Origin of the sequence: Acinetobacter calcoaceticus (genome assembly GCF_051947995.1) — a bacterium.
Classification (GTDB): domain Bacteria; phylum Pseudomonadota; class Gammaproteobacteria; order Pseudomonadales; family Moraxellaceae; genus Acinetobacter.
Window position 1 is genome coordinate 43,653 of sequence record NZ_JBLVVH010000006.1, and the last position, 23,367, is coordinate 67,019.

The following is a 23,367-nucleotide window of genomic DNA, read 5'->3' on the forward strand; positions in this document are numbered from 1 at the left end:
AATTTAGACATCAATACGACTATTGGTTTTGATGTGTTCTAAATAGGTGCGAATGCGCGTGACATATTGTAGCGCTTGCTTATAGCGACCATTACGTGCCTGATTGCGTTGCAAGTGATCATACAGGTTGACCCATTGATTCGGATCTTTGCCTTGGGCACGGATACGCTTCTGGATCTGGCTGACAGCGCCAGGCCCCATGTTATAAGCGACCAAGGCATACCAGTTGCGGTCCGGATAAGGTACATTCGAAAACTGGTCCAGCATCAGATCAAAATATTTGGCACCGCCCTGAATACTCTGGACCGGATCAGAACGATTACTCACACCCATGGCTTGAGCTGTGCTATTGGTCAGCATCATTAAACCACGAACACCAGTGGGAGAGACTGAGGTCGGTTTAAGATAAGATTCCTGATAGCCAATTGCAGCGAGTAAGTGCCAGTCTAAATTATATCTAGAAGCACTTTGTTTAAAGCTGGCCTTATAAATCGGCAAGCGTTGTTTCAGATCTTTCTGAATCGTAGACCAAGATTCTGGTTTAACTACATTCCGATTATAAAATGAAGCGAGCTGTTGGGTGGTACCAGTCTGTTTACTCTGACAGACATAACCACTCGCTGTTAGGGTGAGTGGATCATCCGCCTGTTTAAATACCCAGTTTAACTCAGGATTTAAACCATTTTTGCTCAGGCTGGTCTGATCGCCGCAGCTGGCTGAAAAGGAAACCAGCTGTTTGTTCTCAATTGCAGCAAGGCTTGCTGTGGTCATGGCAAGATTGGCCTTGCCCTGAGCGACCCATTTCAATGCAGTGGCATTGTCAGGAACCGTTTTAAAATCAAGTTTTACATTAAGACTTTGTGCATAATTACGCGCAAGATCATAACCAAAACCATGTAAAAATTGACCGTCATTAAATACTGTGGTTGGGCTTTCAACTGCAACGACAGTAAGGACATTGGTGGTTACAACAGAGTTGTATTGATGCGATTTTTCTGCATTCAAGCTGTTGAAAGGTAAAACCGCAATAGTTAAAGCTAATGCTTGAAACGGGAGCGTGGAAGATAAAGAGTTAAGGCTAGGCCTAGACCCAGAACTTGAATTACTGTGCATGTTGTCTCCGCTACAGGTAATTTATGCCCTAAAAGTTCAGCAATACACTGCCTTAACTTTTAAAAGTTGATAAATTCAATAAGGGGTGGGCAAATCATGAACGTCATTCAAAATGACATTGATTAAAGGAAATAAAGACGCAAATGTTTCACAACATTTATAAGGCGTACAAAAAATAGACAAAAACAAACTTAGGCGCGCATATTAAGCGTCAAAAATGTGATTGTCAAATTTTGGATTAAAAAAATATGAGAATTACATCACAAACACATGATTTCGAAAAAGAATAAAATTTATACACTTTAGTCGTGGCGAAATAAGGAATACAATGCAAAAACTTGTAAGTGGAATGTTGTTTTAACGTATTTTAAGCCTATGAAATCGAATTTAATCACGCGTACTGGTCATGATTTACTGGTTGCCGAACTCAAGAAACTTTGGCATGACGAACGTCCGGAAATTACTAAAAAAGTGAATTGGGCTGCAAGCTTGGGGGATCGCTCAGAGAATGCCGATTACCAGTACAATAAACAGCTACTCCGGAAAATAGACCGCCGTGTCCGATATTTAGGCAAACGTCTGGAAGAATTAAAAATTGTAGATTATGTGCCTGAGCAGGAAGGCAAGGTCTACTTTGGCGCTTGGGTGGAAATCGAAAATGATGCCGGCGAACGAAAAAATTTGAGAATTGTCGGGGTGGATGAAATCTATGATCATCATCCTCAACATATTTCGATTGAATCACCGATGGCGCGTGCATTGCTCAGTAAACAGGTCGATGATGAGGTAGAAGTACACACACCACTGGGTAAAAAAGTGTGGTATATCAACTCAATTCGTTATGAAAAGCCTGAAAACTCGTAAAAATACAGCTTGTTGATTTTATTTTGAGCATTTGATGCAGGTTTTTAAATAAAAGATTTGCCAAGTTGAATTTTTATTTATATGATAGCCGCCATTGGAAGCGTGGCAGAGCGGTTTAATGCACCGGTCTTGAAAACCGACGAGGGTGTGAGTCCTCCGTGAGTTCGAATCTCACCGCTTCCGCCAAATATGTAAATAAGCCCTTGTTTTTACAAGGGCTTATTTTTTATATGTAGTTTTACCCCTCAACCTACCCCACATAAAAATTCGGATTAGATTAAACCATTTAGGTACATTTCGGATGAGACTGGAAAGGGGACTGAATAAGTTTAATCTCACCAGAAGTATTACAACTATTTTTGAAGTATAAAAAAGCCCAATAATAATTATTGGGCTTTTAACGTTCCTAAGGGAATTTCCCTAGTACATGATGTACTCAAATCTTGGTGATATCACTTTAGATTGGTAATAGTAATATCTCAAAGGATAGAGCATATTGTTAAATATTACTTTCCACTCGGCTAAGTTTGTGCCTTGAAAGTTATCACGTTCAATTTTCCGAGTAAGTGTTAATACTTGTGATAAGTCTAATTGAATGGTTAGTTGACTCTCTGTGTCGAAAGTATGCGATAAAAGGTTTTGATCTTGGGGTTGTTGCAACAAATGCTGTTCATCGTGATAAACCAGTATATTCAGGTAATACTGACCATGCAACGACCTTTGGATACGCCACTGGATACAAAGCAACTTGTCCTGATTCAGTTGCTGAAGCTCATTAATCAATTTACTTTTAAGCTGAATAGCTTGTTTCTCAAGCTCCTTGAGCTGTAAGTGTTCAATATTACCTGTAGAGGTAAAGAAAAAAGAAAGCCTGGTTAGGTTTAGATTGGTGTGTCGAGTAAGTAATTGGCTAACAATACGTGAGTTTTCCCGAGTTTGGCTTGAGTTGAGCTCTTTGCGTTTCTTAACATCATTCTCAGCCTCGCTACTAGCCGAATAGCCACGTACCTCATTCCAAAGTTGCTTTAAGATAGAGTTTATTGGTTCTTTATTAGGGTCTTGATTGATATTTAAAATATCAAACCAACTGTACTGTTGCATGATCTGCTTAGTTTTGACGAAAAGAAACAGTGCATCTTTACCTGTTACCAATTCATTCGGTAATGTGTCGAGCTGTAGAGCATAGCCATTACTAAGTAAATCATTTGTCATTCTAAAAACTCGATCTAACTCTATCAGGGCTGGGGTAGGTGTTAATACCTCACCTCGAAGTTGAAATGGCTTAGAGCTTTTTAAGCTCATTTGGTGACTTGTTGCACTTAACTGTTCAAGCCATCTCATTGTTGGCAAATGATGTTGCCCACCAATTAAATCCATATTATTTAGTTGTACCAATCGCTCAAAACTCATGGTGTGCTCCTCAATTGTTTTTTCTTAACTACAACGGCAAGACTGGTTGATGGTTTAGGTAGGTTTTTGAAATCACGTGGGCGACCAACTGGACTCGCTTTAGAAGGCAATTGACTGGTTCCGAACACGCGTAAATTAGGTTTAAGAAGACGCTTATCAATTAAGAATTGATCTTGTTTGCAGATGTACACTAAAACTTGATCAAGATTGTCATAGAAGGTTTGATCGTTGTGACGAGCCATGCCAATCGCTAAGTTGCGGTATTTGATCTTGTCTCTGTGACAGTTGAAGTAATAGCCTTTGTTTAAAGTAAGTTCTGCCCAGTGTTGACCAATCACCTCAGCATAGTGAGAGTCATTTTGGAACTTATTTCCATCCATAAAAAACATACAGTGGTAGTGGTAGCCTTTCTTTTGACCAAACTCTAACTTCCAGATATAACCAACAATGTTGGGTAAAGTAGGATCATGATGAAAGCGTTTTAGAAATTGCGAGACGTAAGCTTTCATTTCCTCAAAGGTTGAATTGTCCTGTATAGCCGCTTTCCAGCATAAGTCGATACGTAGTACCAGTAACTTACTAAACTTGGCTCTGAGACACTCTACAAGCTTAGAGGAGCGTTCATATTGGTGCTTCGTTCGCTCAAGACGAGCCGTGATAGATGCTTTAAACTCTGGCGTATTAACTAGTTTAGAAATTTCATGAGTTAAAGCATTTTTAAGCTCAACGGTTGTTTTATTCGATTTAAGTTGACCAGATTCCTCGTCATAATGAGGAAATCGCCTATTCGGCTGAGAATTCCATAGGGAATAGATATCCTCATCGTATATGAAAGGTACAACAGCATTTTGAACAGCCTTTATAAAGACTTTTATGTGTTCACATTCAAAGTTAGAATCAGCTAGATCTGGCAAAGCATAAGGATGCTTTAAAAATAGTTCTAAAGTCTTATCGTAGACTCTAATGTATTTACCATCATCATCTAATTTATACAGGTATTGAATAGATTGATTGTGTATATGACTGACTGCTCTTATACAGGCAAAAGAGGAATCAATTAGTTTATTCTCAACAAGTTCATAAGTATCATTACTTTGTACCATCGAAAGTTCTATCTGATTGACTGGGCTATCATGATCAATTGTTAAATGGGTTTCCATATAGATAACTCACAAGAATTAGTAGGTTATGTTCTTTAATTTGTGATGTAATTGAATAACCCTTTACTGATCTATAGGAATGATGAGTAGTGGTATTCCACTCTCTAGGAACAATAGATAAGAAGACTGAATAGTGATTAAACTAACAGTATTTCTTATCTAAGCATTTAATTCATATAGATATTGTTAGTGGGTATTAATTAAATTAAAAAACCTAAATTCACTTTCATAAGACGTAGTCCTCCTACAAGGGCAATTGAAGAAATTGCCCTTCGTGATTTACAGGGAGAGGAGAGCTATTAAGAGATGAAAGTTATGCCGATAGAATTAATGACAAGGTAGGTTCTGTAGCCATCGCTCTACCTCATGTTCAACCCAAGCAACACTATTCATGCCAAGCTTACGAGGCTTAGGAAAATTAGGATCATGACGCTTAGACTTATGGTCTAGCTTGTCATAGATAGTTGATCGACTGATCTGACATTTACTAATGACATCACGTAGTTTTAACATACGCACGGTTTCTGTTTGGCTTTGACTATTTTGCATAAACATTCCTATCTAAGGGCTCATTTTATTAGGTGGTATGATTAGAGACTATTCTTCGCGTAAGATGAACAGAAACTTGATTACGTGAAATAAAGTTAAGGTTTTTCAATGATATATAAAGATATTTTGAGTAATATTATTCGTTTAGTTGTAGTGTATTCATGTGAACGGATGAAGATTTTAAATAAATATCCTGATGTTAATAGAGGATTAATATTTTTAAATGAAGAGGTTGTAAAGCCTAGAATTCATCAGTTTTTAATGACATATAACCAAAATCTTTCAATGGTGATTTGTCAAAATCCAGAAGTAAATGAGCTATTCGATGATTGGGATGAAGAAAAAATAAATTACGAATTTTTGCACTATTTTTGGGATTTTATCCAAGAACAGCCTGTTGCTTATAATTCAGCTTTATTGAAGCAGTGCAATTTAAATGAGGAAATGGTTACTTCATTTTTAAAAAAATTAAGTAACGAAGTAAAGTCCGTTAGAAGAGACTATCCACTTTTAGATGAATACTATGAGTTTAGTGAACAGTTTTCCATATCCTCACTTTTATCAAATAGTGACTTAAATCAACTGATATTTCTTTATTATAGAATTTTATATGAACTTGAGACAAAAACACCATTACTAAGCGGAAGAGAGGTGAATAAAGTTTTTCTAAAGCTTATCAAGCTATTGCCTTACTATTCTCCATTTACAAGAAAATACCTTACTAATTTTTCAAGGAAGCCACATCACCTTACATTAACTATGCCTTTAAGTTTTTCCTCAGGAATGCTACTTGATACATTATTTCACTTTTTTTTCCAACTCATTCAAGAGCTATTCTATACTGGCTTTTTTAACATAGATTTAGAGTCTGAAAAAAATGACTTAGATTTAGAATCTGAGAAAAAGAAAATAGAATTGCAAATAAAAAAAATTAATGCGGAATTTGAGCTTAAGAAAGATGATTTTGACTTAGAATTTGAAAAAAAGAAAATAGAGTTACAGATTAGAATGAAGGATATAAGACAAAAGTTATCAACAGGAAAAGAACTTAAGTTACGGCAAATTGATCGTTTTAGTGAAGTTACACGTATCATGAGTGAACTTTTTAAAAGCTTACCTAATGAACAACTGAAAGCTTATAAAACTACTACATCGAAATCATTAGACTCAATTTTATTTAGTATACTCTTTGTGCGATGTGAGTCGCAATTTGAAAATGATATCCTTTATGAAGATGTTTACAATGTATCTTTTTTAAAAGATTTTTATGAGATTGCTCCAAGTCTAATTGAAAATAATGAAAAAAAGAAAGCTCAACATCTGTACAAAGCCTTTTTTAAATTTATCAAGTTAGGATTTGAGAACCAGGGTTTTAAGGTCGATATTAAAACTGAAGGAGCTATTGATAAATGGAAATTGGTTATTTCTTTCGGTAAAGACATTTTTAGAGAACTGAGCGGTAACGATATAAGAGGATATCTAAGACAGCAAAAATCAAATAATGTCTTTAATTATGAATAACTAAGAGTAACTTTCACATAGCATTTTGAGGAGTGGAAATGGCAGTAATTTTTAACTTTTTGAAGGATGGTTTGACTGTATATTTGTAGATGGATATACCCATTAAAGCAGGGGAAGAAGATATTCTCCTGCTCTATTAGGATACTTGTATTTAAGGCTTAGAATGGCTGAATTGAATAGAAGGGAGAAAACGGATTGTCATGGCTGTCTATTGCTGATCCAGAATGGGCACAAACATCAAAATGATTTTGGTATTGCTTTACAGTTTAGGAGTTGCTGGTTACAGATTACTTCTCAAAAGGGCTATTGTTTTATTTCAAACTCACCTGAGTATAAGCAGAGGTGTTTAAAACAAAGGTAAGTTTGGCATTGGTAAAATTCATTGGGCTCAGCTACAGCAGCAGGTACAGAATGCGATTGAAGCTGCTACGTATTTGGTGAATCCTGAGAAAGATAACCAGTATATGCGAGCTAAGGTACAAGAGATGCGTAGCTTCGGTAAAGGGCAATATTGGATTGCTAAACGTACAGGGGTGACCTCTGTTTTAGTCAAGTAAAAGCATTTCAAAAAAGATGTTAAAGATAGGAAGTGTATTACTATAATAAACACCCTATATAAAATCATTCGTTTAATGACGTTATTGAATTTATAAATTTTAAAATTGTATCTAATAAGTATATAGTTATAGAATTCTCATAAAAAAATTATGGAGTTATAAAATGGGTGTTAAAGATATTTTAAAAAGGGGAATGGATGAAAAAGACAAAAATGAATTAGTTCGACTACTTTCTCAAATTAAAAATATTAATGAAAGTCTCATAGCTAAGTATGAACTGAGAGCTGATCTAATTCAGCTTGTAGACAAGAGACAGGGAGCTGCTCGGGTAGTTAAAGAAGAAATTGATACTCTGCGAAAAGAGATTGAAGAGCTTAACGGGCTAAAACATAATTTAATTATTGAAATTGATGAATTATTAAAGTTTAAGAATAATATTGAAGAACTAAAACTCTTATTAGAAACTAACACATCTAATGGAGAACTTTTAATTGAAAAAGTTAAAAGCCTGCTAACTGTAGAAAAATATGAAGAATGGTTAGAGCAATCTAAGATTTTAAATAATGTATTTGAAGATATTTATGTAGCTGTTGATGATAGTGGAGTATCAAAAGCAGAAGTCATCCAAAGTACTTATGATAAAGCAGAAGAGTTAAATAAATATCTATTTGAGAAAGATGAAAAAGTGGAAGTGGATGGTGTCGCAACAACAAGAGAGTTCCTACTACGTAGAAGTTATAAATTAATAGATGATTATCATAAAAAACTATTTATATCTTTACAAGATGAAGGCGGCAATGAAATACCGTCTATCAAAGCTCAAATTGATAAAAAGCAAACAGAACTTGAAGCTTTCTATACAAAGATTTTTGGTGATAAAAATGCTCAAAAAAATAGTCTTGCAGACGTGTTAGATGAACGATTAAAGCAGCTTAAACTTGTGGAAGAGGAAGCAAGAAATGTTATGAATATGAGTAGTACAGCCGGATTAGCTGGAGGTTTTTTTGAAAAAGCAAAAGAAGCAAAAATTAACAAATGGGGAAGTCTGGCTGTATTTTCTGCTTCTTTAATTTTATTGGCTATATTTAATTTTAAACATATTAATTGGGATAACTTAGATTCAATTACATTGCAATCCATAGCGATTAGGTTGATGTTAAATATCCCATTATTGTGGTTGGCTACTGTTGCAAATATAAATTTGAATAAATATAGCCGTTTGGAACAAGAATATGGTCATAAGGAAGCTTTAGCAAAATCTTATGAAAAATATAGAGATGAGATATCTAAATTACCTCAACTAGATAGTGATGTTGATGATTCAGTCATGGCTACCCTTCATGCGGATTTGATAAAATTAAACTTGGAAGCATTCAAGAAAAATCCAACTGATGATATGGATAAAGCTAAAGCTAACTTTTTGGGTGATAGATTTTTCAATATTAGGGAAAAAATCGAAAAAACTAGTGATTGATTCTATTGAATAAATATTTTGTTTAATATTATTATTTTAATCAATGTCGTTCTAGCACACTGAGTTCTAGAACGATTTCTATACTTCATATTTTTATTAATTTAACCAATCTTATAAGCATAAGTCCCATTCACTGTACTGATACTTACTTCTCGAATGTACTCGACCTTACATCGTGGATAGGCTAAAGCTACTGATCCATAGCGCATATTCTGGTAGTCGTACATGCGTGTGATACCGCAGCTTCCTCGATTGATTTGAATACCAGTAATTGTAGTGGGTTGGTCATTGAGGGAAATGATGTCAACTTTGTCAATATAGCCTGTCATCGTTCCTTGTGATTCAGCACGATATACACGGATATCAAATTGTTCTTGTGGCTGTTCATGAGATAAAGTTTCAATCATCTCATTGGCCTCTGGGTTTAGCTCTGGTTCAGATGATATTGGTATTTCATCATTTTGTGTTTGCTCACTTAAATCTGTTTGCATGATTTTCTGAGTATCTGGATCAAGTTCAGATACTTCAGTTTGAATTGGTTTTTTTGCTGTATCTTGTGTTGGACTACAAGCAGTAAGCGTTCCGATTGAGAAAATAAAAGGGAGCATGAATTTAGTGAATGACATGCTTTTCTCCTAGAAGTTCACCTCTGTTCTTACTCATTTGGGTTTTTGAATATTTTGCGCTGATTCAATAATGGGATGAGCTTAAACAGAGAATAGGTTTTTAATGGCTTGTGTTTGTTATAAAGCAATCATTCTTCAGTAAGGGCTTGATAAGTCAGTTTGCCATGCGTGGTATACAGATAAACTTCTTTAATTTCTTCAGCAGTACAGTCCTTTAAAACAAGTTTAAAGACATCTCCGTAATAAGACACATTTGGAAATTTAGTTGTATATGGTTCTACACCAACGACTTTACAGTTCGGATTATCCATTTCAACCTTATCAATGACATCGTTCACTTCAGAGACAACTTTTAAACGAGTGGTGTCATAAATAGTTTGTGTGACCACAATAAAGTTTGGAGGAGAACCAACGGGGCGGAACTTAACTTCTACAGCTTCACTTGGTAGCAGTTCGCGCTTAAGTTGAGGTGAGGGAATATCAGTATTATCTGCATCTGTATAAATACTGTCTGGATCATAACGATCATGGGCAATGGCAGCAGCTTCGGCTTCCTGCTCTTTCAATTGCAGCTTGGAATCATCTTGGATAGGTGTATTAGTTGATTCGCTTGAAACATCTGGCGAAGATGGCTCCGGTGTCTTATGGCAGGCTGTTAGCGTCGCTAAAATGGTAGCCGTAATGAAGATCTGTTTCATGACAGAGTTTCCTTCTAATTCGAGAATGGATGACACAAAGATTGCCTAGTTACTGAGAACCAAACTGGGTACGTTGGACGTACTTCAGAACAGCTATACCTTTGATGTACAACCATCTGTCATTAATATTCTCGGCATGGTAATCAAAGACCTGATAAGCAAAGTCATCAATATCAATTAACCTCTGTTCCTTTAAATCCTTACCTTCTCGAATAAGGGCATTTAGATCGCTGCTATAGATGTAATAACGTAATCGATCATCTTTAGGGATAATTTGCCATTCTCTGCTGATTGCCACAAAAGCATTGCAATTTACATTGCCTTCGCAACGTTTAATTGTGGGTGCAGACGAGGGTTCATTAATGAGTGCCATGACTTTATTCATATCAGCATGACAAAGTGAGGTGATGGATAAGCTGGCTGCGACAGCACTGTATTGTAAAAATGCTTTGATTCGGTTGTTCATTAAATTAAATCCTGATTATTGTTGTTTATTGATTTTTAGAACGTGCAGACAGACGGGATTGCTACATTTCAGGCATGGCAGTACATCAATGACTTAAATTTCATTGAAAAATTAGAAAAGTAAATGCCTGATCAGCAACAAAGGTGCTGTGATGCAAATTGCTTTAATCTGTTAAATGATCTGTCTTTAGAGGTAACGGACCATGGCAAAAAATTAAAGGTGTGGAAAGCTTAGAAATATAAAAAACAGTCATGATTGACTCCTATATGCATTAGAAGTTCTACCACATCACTGCTAAATAATGGTGGCAGAACGAAAAGGGGTTAGCAGACTGGGCATATAGAACCAGCACGCGCGAACGCGTCCCCCTCCCGTTCTACCGCAAAGGGGGACGAGAAGGTTTCACATAGGACTTACCCTCAGAAAGAATAAGTCTGATGCGCTATATACCACGGCCTGCTAAAACCGACTGACCATGTGGGTCAGCAAGCCCATCATAATCATAACGTTTTCATAGGTCAATTCGATTTGTGCCGATGTTTAGTACAACTCAGTAAAAATTGAACAGGCATACGATTCCAAATTATTTCAAATACATATTACTGAAATGAAGTAACGCCAAGCATTGAACGTAGGTTCTTTGTCTCAACGTTTTAAATACTCATTTCTAAACCCTTGGAGAACGTCCATGTCGTATTTGGATACAGAAGAAGAACCGTATAGCCCTCGCTTTAGAGAACCTCAAACACCGCAACTCAGCCTTGCAAGTGCTCCTACAACTTTGGCGATATTGGGTATGAACCTTGCCAAGTCGATGGGTTTTTCACCGATGTTGGGTGGGGTAGCAGGCGCAGCCTTAGGTGGAGTGATTCTGGTATTGGCAGATCAAACCCGATCTAGCATTAGCACACATAAATACTGAGCAATACACAATTATCAGCAAAATTAAAGGACATATCTTATGGCACATTTAGTTGAAACAATGGCATTTGTAGGACAAACTCCTTGGCATGGCTTGGGTAATCAACTGACACCAAACCAACCGTTAGAGGTGTGGGCACAGCAGGCAGGCATGGACTGGCGGATTGAAAGCTCAGATGTCAGTTACATGGCACAGAACCATCGAGGACAGAGCATTATCATGCCTTTTGAGGAACAGCGAGTTTTATACCGTTCCGATACCCATGCGCCTTTATCTGTGGTCAGCCAACGCTTTCAGGAAGTCCAGCCGATGGAAATTCTGGAATTCTATCGAGACCTTACTGAACAATCGGGTTTTGAACTGGAGACCGCGGGGGTACTTAAAGGTGGTAAAAAGTTCTGGGCATTGGCGAAGACTGGACAGACCTCAGCACTCAAGGGTAAGGATGTCAGCAATGGCTATATTTTATTGGCGACTGCCTGTGACGGCACATTGGCAACCACGGCTCAATTCACCAGTATACGTGTAGTGTGTAATAACACTTTAGCGATCGCTTTACGTGGACAGCAAGGGAATACGGGTGTGGTCAAGGTTCCGCATAGCACACGATTTGATGCAGATAAAGTGAAACAGCAACTTGGTATCTCAGTTCGTGCATGGGATGAACACATGTATGAAATGAAACAACTGAGTCAGCGTAAAGTGACTCAACAAGAAGCAGCCGCTTATTTTGATGCAGTGTTTAACAATACCAGTATGAGCATGGCTGAGCAGGATGAAAGCATTATTCAGTTCTATCGAAATGCTGCTATGCCGAATCATGCCAACTCATCTCGATCAGACAATAAAACTGAACCGAATGGACGAGCCATGTCAAAAGTCATGACCATGTTTAACGGACACGGGCGTGGGGCAGAGCTAAGTTCAGCCAAAGATACAGCGTATGGATTATTATGCTCGATCACCGAATTCTGTGACCATGAACGTCGTGCTATGAGTGCAGATCATCGTCTGGACTCTGCATGGTTCGGTATGGGAGCAGCTATTAAACAACGAGGACTTGATCAGGCATTAAAAATGGTGGCTTAAACCAAGGCATCTATTCAGTTTGAATTAAGCTTAACGTCCTAATCTAAAACTACGGTAACAACCGTAGCAAGCAAAGCAATACCCTTTTGGCCACATCCTCAGATGTGGCTTTTTTTATGCCCGAAATTCAGCTTTTACGATTTTACTGATACAGGAATATTCTCTATGAATAGTCATACCCAAATTCAGAACACCCTAAACCATCCACCTTTACAACCTTATCCCATCAAGATTGAAACTGAATATAAGATTGAGGTGGGCACACGAACCAAGAAAACACCAAAGAAAACCAGTCAACTACCCGCAGCCAAACGTCTTGCCAATACCAAAAAGCTGAATTACCAACAATGGTTGGAAGTCCGTAAGCAGGGCATTGGTAGCAGTGATGCAGCAACGGCATGTGGCCTAAATCCCTATATGTCGATGCTGGAATTATGGATGATCAAGACCGGACGCATGCAACAAAACATCGAAGATGAAAGTGCAGGTTATGCCCCTTTATATTGGGGGAAGCAGCTTGAACCGTTAGTGGCCCAATACTACAGCATGCATACCAATCACAAAGTCCGTCGCGTTAATGCCGTACTTCAGCACCCAGATGAAGACAAGCATTTTATGCTCGCAAACTTAGACTATGCCGTGGTAGGTCATGAAGAAGTCCAGATATTGGAGTGTAAAACAGTAGGTGAATATGGTGCAAAACTATGGCGGGACGGTGTACCGCTGTATGTTTTATGTCAGGTACAACATCAACTGGCAGTCACAGGCAAACAGGCAGCGCATATCTGTGCTCTGATCTGTGGACATGAAACCCGGATCTTTAAGGTCACCCGCAGTGAAACGGTAATCAAATACATCATCGATGCAGAGCGTTACTTCTGGGAATGTGTAGAAAAGGATATTCCACCTGACGTCGATGCATCTGAGTCAGCAGCCAAAGCCTTACAGCTTTTATATCCTGAACATATCCCCCTGAGTACTACTGATCTATCTGAGGATGTCACAGCTAATCAGTACTTTGAGCAGCTATTGCAACAACGTCATTTGCTGGAGCAACACCAAAGCAGTTTTGATCAGTTGAAGCATCAAATCCAGATCAAGATGCAGGATTCAGAACGAGCTATATTTAAGGCAGGTTCAGTCACTTGGAAGAAATCGAAAGATTCGGTCAGCTTAGACAGTAAAGCCTTACTGCAACAGCATCCAGAGTTTTTACAACAGTTCCCGCAAAACAAACAGGGCACACGTCGATTCCAGATTTATACAGACGCTGTTTAATCCAACCGAATTAGCCTAAGCAAATCCTTTCGAACTTCCACATCACTTTTCCAAATCCCATTTCATCAAAAAAGCGCAAAACAGCCCCCGTCGTCAGTAAGTACCGTGAAGTACTTACTGACGACTAAATGGACTGTTCTGCGCTGAATTTATGCATTTAAAACATGTTTGCTTCTTACACATATCAAAGGGGCATTCGTTAAAAATTACTGCAGAGGAAAACAACATGATTAAAGGTTTAGCAATCACACCACCCGTATTAGGACGTATCAGTATTGGCAAGATCGTTGAGAAAAATGGCAAGCGTATGCCTGAAAAGGATGATCAATTTACCATTACCAGCCAAATCCAGAATAAGGATGGTTGGGTGAAGCATCCACTCGATGAACAATTACGTGCCAAGGCACAAAACCAGAAACTTAGAACTATTCCGGTAAGGATGATCTTTAATGATCCTGAACTGAATCTACGAGCTGAGTACACCTTATTTGACCGACAAACTGGTCGACCGATCTGCACAGGAAATGGAGATACCTGTCAGCGACTTGGACAGAACGGAGTTGAACAAGACTCATGTCCATCACCTGATTTATGTCCTTTGGCCCAAGGTGGACAGTGTAAGCCTTACGGCAGACTGTACGTCAACTTAGATGAGTCGGATGAGTTGGGTACATTCATCTTTAGAACTACTGGCTTTAACAGCATCCGTACTTTGGCAGCAAGGCTTCGCTACTATCATGCCGCTTCAGGTGACCTACTTTCATGCCTGCCATTGCAACTCACTTTAAGAGGTAAGAGCACCACTCAAAGTTACCGCACGCCAATCTACTACGTGGATCTGACCTTACAGGATGGTACTAATCTCAAAGAAGCCATTATTTCAGCCAAGCAAATTAATGATACGAGTAAAGCGGCAGGATTTTATCAGGAGGCCTTGGATCATGTTGCTCGGCAAGGTTATGGCAACGCAAGTTTTGAAGTGGGAGGTGAAGAGGGGCTAGAAATCGTTGAAGAGTTTTATACAGATGAATCGAAGTTAGATCAGCAGCAAACTCATGATCTGTCCCATGCTCAGAGCATTCAGAAAGGATTACAACAGTCGGTTCAGGCTTTGATTTAAAGAATCCCCCTTGTACTTAGTGTACAAGGGGGATTCTATTCATTTGATTTTTTTATTTAATAGTTAGTTTTGATCTAGCAACTTATAGATTGAAAAGACATCTTGACCAAGAACGGAGTGTTCTTATTAAGGTATTTTATCTTTTAACATTTATCTCAACATATTTGTTGAATGCGCCTTACGATCTGTACGTCTATCAAGCAAAGAAGCTGCCATGAAAGCAGATTTTAAAGCACACCATTGGAAGGGTTCAGGCAGTGTGGATGGAGTCTTATGCTGGAAAGCTTTGAATAATTCACTTTCAGTGCCCATAATTCTCTCAGCAAGTAGTTGCCCGACATACGAGTGAGTAGCAAGTCCATGACCTGAACAACCTGCTATGTGGAAGATGTTTTCATGTAGATTACTTGTACCTACTACAGGAAGGGCATCATACGCTACGCTAACATATCCACTCCAGCAGTGTTTAATATTGAGATCTTTTAGGGTTGGATGACGTTCACGAAGAGTACGTACTAAAGCCGTGTAAGCATCATTGTCCGGTACATTAGGGGTCTTTGAACCATAGACATAATTCAATTTCTTAACAGTTAATACCATCGTATTGTGTGCGGTTAGACGATGACTTTCCATGATGAAATGCGGTGTTATGATGCCCTCTCTTCCTTTCCATCCAAGTGATGATAATTGCTTCGCGGATAACGGTTGAGTTTCAATTGCTGATACTCTTATGGGTGCAACTTTATCACGTAAGAGCCCTAACTGTGGCGTAAAAGCATTAGTAGCCAAAACCATGATTGGTGCGCTGGCACTTCCACGAGGTGTTTTACAGGTAATGATTGGACCTTCACTGTAGGAAAGTAAGGGGGTTTTTTCGTATAATTTTACACCCGCTTTAAGTGCTGCTTGACGTAAACCACTTATGTATTTTCCAGGATTTAATGTGCCTCCACGTTGCTCGCTACCGAAGAGGAAGGCGTTTGGAATTCCTCGGGCGCGCATTTCATTTTGATCTACAAAACGAGTAGTTGAGCCTAATTCTTGACCAATTTCCATACTCCGACGCAACCACTTCTCTTGCGAAGGAACCACGGCAGCACGAATGATACCGGAAGGAGTGTAGTCACAATTGATATCTAATTCAACCAGTCGTCTCTCTACATATTCAACCGCTTCATCGTAGAAGCGGATAAACTTCCTAGCATGCTCTATACCGACACGCTTTACGAACATCTCAAACTCAATTCCCATACTTCCAAGCAGATAGCCTGCATTACGCCCACTAGCACCAAAACCACCGAATTCCTGCTCAAGTACTATAACTTTTGCACCACGTGCAGTCAGCTCGAGGGCTGTTGATAAGCCTGCAAAACCTGCTCCAACTACAATCACATCTGCATTAACAGAACTTTCCAGTTCTGGCTGTAGATTATTAGGCTGTTCTATCCATCCGCCGAGAAGGCGAAATGGTAAAGAGCTTGGATTATAGTTAGACGACTCTTTATCTATAGAGCTCATTTCCGATTCCTTTTTAGGACTTCGCTTTAGAAGTACTGTATTAATTATAAAAAATTATTTGAAACAGTTGAAATATACGTGTGATGTCTAACCAGCTAAAATGTAGGATTGTCTAGATGGGCTTTGGGCACGGGCCAATGCATCATAAGCGTAATATAATTGGATTCCAGCATAAGACCAGGTAGTCAAGGCCCAAGTCATAAAAATCATATGATTATGGTCACCTGGGATAGGAAAGAAGTCATATACGATTGCTACTGCTAGGCTCATTACTGCTGTAATCGCTGTGGCAAACGCATGCATATTTTCTCCAACACGTACTAATCGGAAGACAAAATAAGTAAGATAGATTGCAAAAATTGTCCACATCACGACATAAAAATAAGGGCGTATATCGTTAAAGAAATCACCGAAAAAGATCACGGAAGTGCCAGCAAATGCAGCTGCAAATAGAGTAACCTCCTTGAGTGCTGATGGCTTGTAATTATGGGTAAGAGCCATTAAACCAAGTGTGGTGATAATTGGCATACCGAAACTACGAGAGAATGAATCAAGAAACATCGTAATTGAATAATTAATATTCCAGCCAGTTAGCATGTAGGAAACAAGGTTAGATGCAGAAATAGCAACAATCCACCATTCTATTCCGAGGAGATAATTATTTTTCTTAATAAATTTAGCGCCATAGATCCATCCTGAAAGTGCAAGCACAATACAGGCGATAAGCCCACAGATATCTACAATTTCCATAATAGCTACCTGTACCATTTCACTATTAGTTAATATTTTTGTTGTGGCAGCTTCCATTTCGCTCCCTACACCAACTCCTAAAACTTTCATAATATGACTTCCTTTAATTAATTGACTGTCATGATAGTAAAATAATATAATACGTTTAATTAGTAAACAGGTTTTTAAATTGTGTCTAGCATGGAAAATAGGGTAGGTAGGCCGAGCAAGGCTCATGAAAGGTCTTACGAAATTCTTCAAGCTGCTGTTTCGGTTGTTGCACGGGAGGGGTTGGAAGGGATTACTTTTGCGAAAGTTGCAAAAGCTTCAGATATGCAACGTACTTTAGTACATCATTATTTTTCTTCCCGTGTAGAGTTGGTGAATGCTTTTATCGAGCACTACATTGGAGAAATGGGCACGGAAATTATTCATCGTTTTAGTGGAAAGCCCCTGAGCGAACGAATTGTCATGGTATTCACTCCTGAGATTTATCGTAGTCATGAAGATTTAATTGTTTGGTTTGAGTTAGTCGCTCAAAGTGGAAGAAATCCTTTTATACAGCAGATGCTCCATGATCTTTGGACAAAGCATTGGCTTCCAGATTTAGAAAATCAATTAGCACAAGAGTATCCAAAGGCGGATCAAGAAATTATTAGTTCTACAGCCTTCGTTCTGGTTTGCTTATTTGAAGCTTATTGGGGGTTTAGTATACAAGGCGTTACTGATCAGCAGAGACAAAAGCAAATGGAACGAACAGCATTACAAATTTTGAATGCATTACAATAAAACTATTTAATTTTATTCACTTCTATTGAAAAGGACACGTTTTACCTTAATAGTAAATACTTTTTTTAAATAGTGTTATCTTAATTAATATTTATATATATTACAGTGACTTGTTTTTATGTTAAGAAATAGAATTGAAGTTTGAATAATCATAAATTTTAATAATAATATTATAAATCAATTATTTATTTTTAATTTTATCATTAATTTTCTAAAATTTATAAAAACTATATCTAGTATGGATATTTTTCTGATTTTAACTGTAGTTTAGGTTTTTGTTGAAATGTTAAGCTATATAAAATATAGTTTAACTCGGCAAGATTGAAATGACTAAGGAGAGTTAGATGTCTATGCAATTAAAACGAGTAAATAAAAATATTGATTTACAAACAATTTTTAAAATTTTAGAAGAAGATGGAGCTATTGTTGTTGAAGGTTTTTCAAGTCCTGATCAAGTCAAACAAATGAATTTAGATTTTGATCAACCAGTCATTGATACTGGCCCAGGTTCAAAAAAAGGCAAGGGATACGAGCAAATACAACAATTTCATGGATATCAAACCACTCGAGTTAATAACTTGGTTACACATAGTAAAACTTTTAGAGAACAAGTATTAAATGATGATTTGATACATAGCCTTGGAGAATATTTCTTTAGAAAAGAGAGTGGTGATTGGTGGTTAATGGCAACACAACTAATTCAAATTGGTCCGGGTAATTTAGCTCAAAAGTTACATAGAGACTTGGAGAATTTTCCAGCTTTTATTAAAATGGGTAAAAGCGGTCCATGTGTAGCTGCTAATTGTATGATTGCTTTAACTGACTTTACTGAAGAGAATGGAGCTACTCGTATAATTCCTGGGAGTCATAAATGGGATAATTTTGAAATGTCAGAAGATGAACGTTTCAGACATGAAGATACTATTCCTGCCTTAATGAAAGCTGGTGATATGCTGATTTGGGATGGAAAAGTTGTTCATTCGGGAGGAGAAAATAAAACAAATTCTGAATATCGTAGAGGAATAGCAATACCACTGACTCCTGCTTACTTTACTCCAGAAGAAACATATGCATTTTCAATTGATATAGAAATTGTTAAAACATTACCAGCACGAGTTCAAAAAATGATAGGATTTAGATCAGTATTTCCATCAAGTGGTAGTGGACTTTGGCAACATAATTTTGAAAAATTAGAAGACTATTTAGGTTTAAATTAAAAAATATTAAAGCTTTATTCAGATTAAAAAATAAATTAGGGTGGAGTATGACTTATAAAGAAGTAGGCTACCCATTTTATATGCTAAGAATGAAAAGAGAGAGGTTTATTTTAGAAAAAATATATACTAAATATATTTAGCTAAATTGGTTATTTTAAATATGATTAAAGATTAAGGCTTTACAATACTATATATGAAAAAATCAGACCTTGATAAGAATACAATTTTTATTAAATTATTGTTTAAATCTTCCTCCGAAGTTACCCAGGATGAAGTCGAGTACTATAGGAAATATCCTGACCAAATTGACCAAGTTACGGCTCCTCTAAATATCCATAAAATTTTCTTATGGGCAGGTGCATTTTTAGGTGTAATTGTAGTTGCTCTAGCTAAGTTTCTTAAATTTTCCGGAATCTTAGATTCTCTACCAGAAGGCGTTTTAGAATTTGTTATAGATATTATTTACGAAAGTGGAATCGCTTTAATTGGAGCCGCAGTTACCGCATTTATGCTTGGGGTCTTATTAAATAAACAACAAGAAAATGCGATGAAATGGCGAGAGGAAATCCGAAGAAGAATTAGAGAAAATCAGTAGCTGAGGGGTAAATAAGCTAAAGAGATCTATCTTTAGCTTATAAATTGATTTTTATAATTTTATGTATCTATTTTCAAGTTTTTTACAAACCATGATCTTGTAAATGCTGATGTAAGATGTTCCGAAGCTCTAAAATAGTTTCAGGTTTTAACTGAATAGAATGTCCTCCTTTAACTATTTTTTCAGATTTAGCCCCATCTAAATGAGCACTTTTAAATGGAACGATACCGTCAGTCATGACATCAGGATTATCACTTTTGGTGATATTTCCCATGATGGAATGAAAAATTAAGCCCTGTTTAGGAGTTATATCTGCTGTAAGCTTCATAAATTCAGACTTTTTACTAAGATCACTTGGCCCATTCTGTAGAGCATTATTATTAAGTGTAGTAATGAAATCTTTAAGATCAGCATCTTCACTGGTGAGTTTGTCAGCTAGGGTGGTTAAAAATGCTGTAGGCAATCGAATAATTTTGCGTGCAGTTAAGGTAAACCAACGATCAGCATAGTTTGTACCTCGGTGTGGAGCAGCAAGAAAAATTACACGGTCAAAGTTATTAATAGGTTCCATTTTCAGTCTTTCACCAATCACAGGATGCTTTCTCATACGTGCTTGCTGATAACTACTCATCATTGGTAATGCTTCTTTTGAAATGTCTGCATCACTCACTAATAGGCGACTTATGATTCCACCCATGCTATGGCCAATAAGAACAGCGTTTTGAGCAGCCGTATCTGTATTGTCGAGTGAGTTAAAAGCCTGTTTTAAAAGTGCGTAAACTTGGAAACGGCTCTCTAAAATAGGCATATTTGTTGAATAGAATATTTGCCATACTTGATAGTGATCACGTAGTGAAGAATCTCCCATAATGTCATTTGTTACAGCAACCCATGCTTCTGGACTACTTGCGAGACCATGTATCAATACAATGATTTTTTTATCAGGGTTATAAGGTTCAAGCATATATAAGTGTGGCATGATTAAGGATTGATCATGATTTATTAGGGTTAAGTAGGCTGAAGCTCCTAAATTATTTTCAGCTAACCATAAACCAAATGGAGCAGAGAAATTTGCTGCCAGAGAGTATTTTTTTCCAGCTAAGCTAATATTTTCGGTGTTATAGGGATCATATATTTTTATTTCAAAATTTGGATCATGTAATATGTCTTTAATATTTGCATTTTCTTTTTTAGGTTGGGCGATAAGCGTGGATGCTAGGTAGCGAGCTTTATGAATATTAGGATTTATGCCGTCTGGGTAATTATGATTTAGCGGGTCGAGTATATATTTGGATTCATTTTTATTATGATGCTTGGTAGGGGATAATACTGCAACGAAATCTGATCCAAAGCCATCTCGGCGATTAATGGTCCTTAAACCAGAAAAGTTCATGTTATAACTAGAAGTAAATTTTTCTAAATCTCTGTCTTTTAGTCGTGGATAAGAGTCTGCATCAATGGTGTATATACTTTTACCAATATGAATTGTTGGAGGAATAGTTTGTGATGGATATCTAATACTATATACATTAACTAATTGATTTAAAGCCTGATTATAAAAGTCTCTGATCTGAACTTGGCGGTTATCAAAAATACGATCTTGCGGTTGTCTATTGGTTGTAAATAAGTATGCATAACTATAACGAATACTTTTATCTAATGCCTCAAGCTCTAAATCTAAACAGTCTTTAATTTTTTGTTCTTCATCATTTATTATATTTTTTTTTGCTTTGCAGTCATAACTTTTTGAAAGAGCTAGTGCTTTTGATAGGTATAGCTCACTTGCAGTCGATAACAGTTGCTCATCTTGAAGTTGCGGGAATTTCTGTAAACTTGTAATACATTCTGATGGAGATTCCACACAAGTTTTTACTTCCATCCCATATATATAAAGCGTATTGAGGCTTGCAGCACTTAGTTTTTTCTGGGTAAGAATACTGTTACGTTCGTTGGAAATAGTAGTATTCAGCGTTTGCTTTTTTAAACTTACAACTTGGCAACCACTTACAAAGACTGTGCTGAATAGAAAAATCAAAGATAGACTTTGATTCAGTTTAAATAAAGGCTTTTTCATAGATTATTCTCTTAAGTAAGAATTGGCTTAATTTCAATAAAAGCAAAAAGCTAATTGAAAATAATTTCTTAAGTTTGGGTGAGCGAGACTTCTGAATTCAAACGCTAAAGCCGTATATGCTTAGCGTTTAGATTCAATTTAAAAGAAGCCAATCTACTTTCTTTTATTTAATCCCCCACCTAGTGCCTTGTAGAGTTCTATTTGATTATTCAGCTTTGTCTGTTCGAGCATAAGTAGTCCCTGTTGAGCAGCATAAGCAGAGCGTTGAGCATCTAGAACGGTCAAATAACTATCAATTCCCGCTCTAAAACGAGCTGTAGATAATTTATAGGTTGTATCTGTTGCAGAGACTAGGCGTTGTTGAGCATTTAAACGTTCATCAATATGTGCATGAGCGGCAAGAGCATCATTAACTTCTCTAAAGGCTGATTGAATGGCTTTTTCATAGTCAGCGACAGCAATGGTTTGATCTGTTTCAGAGATTTTGATATTGGCCTTTCTTGTGCCCCAATCAAAAATTGGAAGATCAATACTAGGCCCGATTGACCAAGAGAATCCACCTGATTTGAATAAGTCTTTAAGCTCTGTAGATGCATATCCGGCAGAGCCTGTTAGGCTAATAGTAGGGAACATTCTTGCTTTAGCCGCTCCAATATTTGCTCCTGCTGCATTGAGTTGATATTCGGCAGCTTTAAGATCTGGACGGTTATTTAATAAATCACTTGGTAGGCCAGTTGTAAAATTGGTCTCGGAAGTAATGTTTTTAACAGCATTATTAGGGAGTAAATTTTGCGGAATAGTTTGTCCAGCTAACAAATTCAGTAAATTTTGTGCTTGTGATACTTGTGTCTTATAGGCTGCAACGTCATTTCTAGCTGTTTCAACGGAGATCTGTGCTTGGCGGAAAGGTATTTCACTATCAATCCCCACATCAAAACGCTTTTTATTCAAATTAAACGAATCAAGCTGGGCTTTTAATGTACGCTCAGCAAGACTTAAATTTGCCTTTGCAAATGCATAGTTTAACCAGGCTTGGCTAACTTGACTCACCAAACTAATTTGGGTTGCTTCTCTTGCACTTTGAGTTGCAAAATAATTATTTAATGCGACGTCTTTTAAACTCTTAACACGTCCCCAGAAATCTAACTCGTATGCTGTTACTCCTAAACCTACTTGGAAAGTAGAATAGGGGTTATTGGGATTGATTGATGGGTTGACCTCACGCAGAGCACTACCAGTTGCGCCAATCATCGGTAATTGATCATTTTTAGTAATCTGATATTGCTGCTGTGCACGTTGGATATTTAATGTTGCCGTACGCAAATCACGATTGTTATTCAAGCTTATCTCTATCACTTGTAGCAAACGAGGATCTGAAAAGAATTCTTTATAACCCTGATCTGCAATCGAGTTACCTGTTACTGTTTGGGTAAAGTTTTGAGGAATATCTGATTTAATGAAAGGTTTTGGCTCTTGCAGATTCATACAAGCTGTCAATGAAATCGAAAGAGTAGAAATCAGGATTGCACGAGTGATTATGGTCGATTTAGGCATAGTGTTCTCCAAATAATAAAAAGTTTAGACATGAGAACAACAGA

At 37.2% G+C, this 23,367-nt stretch carries 21 protein-coding genes and 1 tRNA gene; 11 read left to right on the plus strand and 11 right to left on the minus strand.

The window, feature by feature from the left end:
* Window positions 1-3: 3 nt before the first annotated feature.
* Window positions 4-1,113: a transglycosylase SLT domain-containing protein gene (locus tag ACNQO6_RS12490; RefSeq protein ID WP_440209156.1), complete on the minus strand. Its 1,110-nt coding sequence runs from the start codon at window positions 1,111-1,113 to the stop codon at window positions 4-6.
* Window positions 1,114-1,488: 375 nt separating this feature from the next.
* Between ACNQO6_RS12490 and greB the strand changes: the two genes are divergently transcribed.
* Complete coding sequence (gene greB / locus ACNQO6_RS12495; protein WP_343581797.1) at window positions 1,489-1,977, plus strand: transcription elongation factor GreB; 489 nt, start codon at window positions 1,489-1,491, stop codon at window positions 1,975-1,977.
* Between the two features lie 96 nt (window positions 1,978-2,073).
* Window positions 2,074-2,163, plus strand: a tRNA-Ser gene (locus ACNQO6_RS12500).
* Between the two features lie 234 nt (window positions 2,164-2,397).
* On the opposite strand, the gene ACNQO6_RS12505 is transcribed toward ACNQO6_RS12500, so the two are convergent.
* The 3 genes from ACNQO6_RS12505 to ACNQO6_RS12515 all read right to left on the minus strand — a co-directional run bounded on the left by ACNQO6_RS12505 (window position 2,398) and on the right by ACNQO6_RS12515 (window position 5,102).
* Window positions 2,398-3,387 carry a hypothetical protein gene (locus tag ACNQO6_RS12505; RefSeq protein WP_440209157.1) on the minus strand — a complete coding sequence of 330 codons (990 nt, stop codon included), beginning with the start codon at window positions 3,385-3,387 and terminating at the stop codon, window positions 2,398-2,400.
* A complete protein-coding gene (locus ACNQO6_RS12510; protein ID WP_440209158.1) occupies window positions 3,384-4,547 on the minus strand; it encodes a YagK/YfjJ domain-containing protein in 1,164 nt (387 codons plus the stop codon). The genes ACNQO6_RS12505 and ACNQO6_RS12510 overlap by 4 nt, the downstream gene beginning before the upstream one ends.
* 327 nt (window positions 4,548-4,874) lie before the next feature.
* A complete protein-coding gene (locus tag ACNQO6_RS12515) occupies window positions 4,875-5,102 on the minus strand; it encodes a helix-turn-helix transcriptional regulator (protein WP_440209159.1) in 228 nt (75 codons plus the stop codon).
* Between the two features lie 165 nt (window positions 5,103-5,267).
* Here ACNQO6_RS12515 and ACNQO6_RS12520 point away from each other — a divergent pair, with 165 nt between their 5' ends.
* Complete coding sequence (locus ACNQO6_RS12520; RefSeq protein ID WP_440209160.1) at window positions 5,268-6,617, plus strand: hypothetical protein; 1,350 nt, start codon at window positions 5,268-5,270, stop codon at window positions 6,615-6,617.
* Between the two features lie 720 nt (window positions 6,618-7,337).
* Window positions 7,338-8,648 (plus strand): hypothetical protein, encoded by a 1,311-nt coding sequence (locus tag ACNQO6_RS12525; protein WP_440209161.1) that lies wholly within the window; start codon window positions 7,338-7,340, stop codon window positions 8,646-8,648.
* Between the two features lie 101 nt (window positions 8,649-8,749).
* Here ACNQO6_RS12525 and ACNQO6_RS12530 read toward each other — a convergent pair whose 3' ends face one another.
* The 3 genes from ACNQO6_RS12530 to ACNQO6_RS12540 all read right to left on the minus strand — a co-directional run bounded on the left by ACNQO6_RS12530 (window position 8,750) and on the right by ACNQO6_RS12540 (window position 10,438).
* Window positions 8,750-9,274 carry a hypothetical protein gene (locus ACNQO6_RS12530; protein WP_440209162.1) on the minus strand — a complete coding sequence of 175 codons (525 nt, stop codon included), beginning with the start codon at window positions 9,272-9,274 and terminating at the stop codon, window positions 8,750-8,752.
* Between the two features lie 128 nt (window positions 9,275-9,402).
* Entirely contained in the window at window positions 9,403-9,972 is a 570-nt protein-coding gene (locus ACNQO6_RS12535; RefSeq protein WP_440209163.1) for a hypothetical protein, read from the minus strand.
* Between the two features lie 49 nt (window positions 9,973-10,021).
* Complete coding sequence (locus tag ACNQO6_RS12540; RefSeq protein WP_440209164.1) at window positions 10,022-10,438, minus strand: hypothetical protein; 417 nt, start codon at window positions 10,436-10,438, stop codon at window positions 10,022-10,024.
* Between the two features lie 688 nt (window positions 10,439-11,126).
* Between ACNQO6_RS12540 and ACNQO6_RS12545 the strand changes: the two genes are divergently transcribed.
* The 4 genes from ACNQO6_RS12545 to ACNQO6_RS12560 all read left to right on the plus strand — a co-directional run bounded on the left by ACNQO6_RS12545 (window position 11,127) and on the right by ACNQO6_RS12560 (window position 14,847).
* Window positions 11,127-11,360 carry a hypothetical protein gene (locus ACNQO6_RS12545; RefSeq protein ID WP_440209165.1) on the plus strand — a complete coding sequence of 78 codons (234 nt, stop codon included), beginning with the start codon at window positions 11,127-11,129 and terminating at the stop codon, window positions 11,358-11,360.
* Between the two features lie 39 nt (window positions 11,361-11,399).
* Complete coding sequence (locus ACNQO6_RS12550) at window positions 11,400-12,449, plus strand: DUF932 domain-containing protein (protein WP_440209166.1); 1,050 nt, start codon at window positions 11,400-11,402, stop codon at window positions 12,447-12,449.
* 165 nt (window positions 12,450-12,614) lie between these two features.
* On the plus strand, window positions 12,615-13,727 hold the full coding sequence (locus tag ACNQO6_RS12555) for a YqaJ viral recombinase family protein (RefSeq protein ID WP_440209167.1): 1,113 nt from the start codon (window positions 12,615-12,617) through the stop codon (window positions 13,725-13,727).
* Window positions 13,728-13,953: 226 nt separating this feature from the next.
* Entirely contained in the window at window positions 13,954-14,847 is an 894-nt protein-coding gene (locus ACNQO6_RS12560) for a recombination directionality factor (RefSeq protein WP_440209168.1), read from the plus strand.
* A gap of 150 nt (window positions 14,848-14,997) precedes the next feature.
* On the opposite strand, the gene ACNQO6_RS12565 is transcribed toward ACNQO6_RS12560, so the two are convergent.
* A complete protein-coding gene (locus tag ACNQO6_RS12565) occupies window positions 14,998-16,365 on the minus strand; it encodes an FAD-dependent oxidoreductase (protein ID WP_440209169.1) in 1,368 nt (455 codons plus the stop codon).
* Window positions 16,366-16,452: 87 nt separating this feature from the next.
* Window positions 16,453-17,205 (minus strand): hypothetical protein, encoded by a 753-nt coding sequence (locus ACNQO6_RS12570; RefSeq protein ID WP_440209170.1) that lies wholly within the window; start codon window positions 17,203-17,205, stop codon window positions 16,453-16,455.
* An 81-nt stretch (window positions 17,206-17,286) separates the two neighbouring features.
* On the opposite strand from ACNQO6_RS12570, the gene ACNQO6_RS12575 reads away from it, so the two are divergent.
* The 3 genes from ACNQO6_RS12575 (at window position 17,287) to ACNQO6_RS12585 (ending at window position 19,695) form a co-directional block, all read left to right on the plus strand.
* Window positions 17,287-17,883, plus strand: a complete 597-nt coding sequence (locus ACNQO6_RS12575) for a TetR/AcrR family transcriptional regulator (protein ID WP_440209171.1) — start codon at window positions 17,287-17,289, stop codon at window positions 17,881-17,883.
* 344 nt (window positions 17,884-18,227) lie between these two features.
* Window positions 18,228-19,100 (plus strand): phytanoyl-CoA dioxygenase family protein, encoded by an 873-nt coding sequence (locus ACNQO6_RS12580; protein WP_440209172.1) that lies wholly within the window; start codon window positions 18,228-18,230, stop codon window positions 19,098-19,100.
* A 193-nt stretch (window positions 19,101-19,293) separates the two neighbouring features.
* On the plus strand, window positions 19,294-19,695 hold the full coding sequence (locus ACNQO6_RS12585; RefSeq protein ID WP_440209173.1) for a hypothetical protein: 402 nt from the start codon (window positions 19,294-19,296) through the stop codon (window positions 19,693-19,695).
* Between the two features lie 82 nt (window positions 19,696-19,777).
* On the opposite strand, the gene ACNQO6_RS12590 is transcribed toward ACNQO6_RS12585, so the two are convergent.
* Both ACNQO6_RS12590 and adeC read right to left on the minus strand, forming a co-directional pair.
* Complete coding sequence (locus ACNQO6_RS12590; RefSeq protein WP_440209174.1) at window positions 19,778-21,769, minus strand: esterase/lipase family protein; 1,992 nt, start codon at window positions 21,767-21,769, stop codon at window positions 19,778-19,780.
* Window positions 21,770-21,922: 153 nt separating this feature from the next.
* On the minus strand, window positions 21,923-23,323 hold the full coding sequence (gene adeC / locus ACNQO6_RS12595; protein ID WP_440209175.1) for an AdeC/AdeK/OprM family multidrug efflux complex outer membrane factor: 1,401 nt from the start codon (window positions 23,321-23,323) through the stop codon (window positions 21,923-21,925).
* Window positions 23,324-23,367 lie beyond the last annotated feature (44 nt).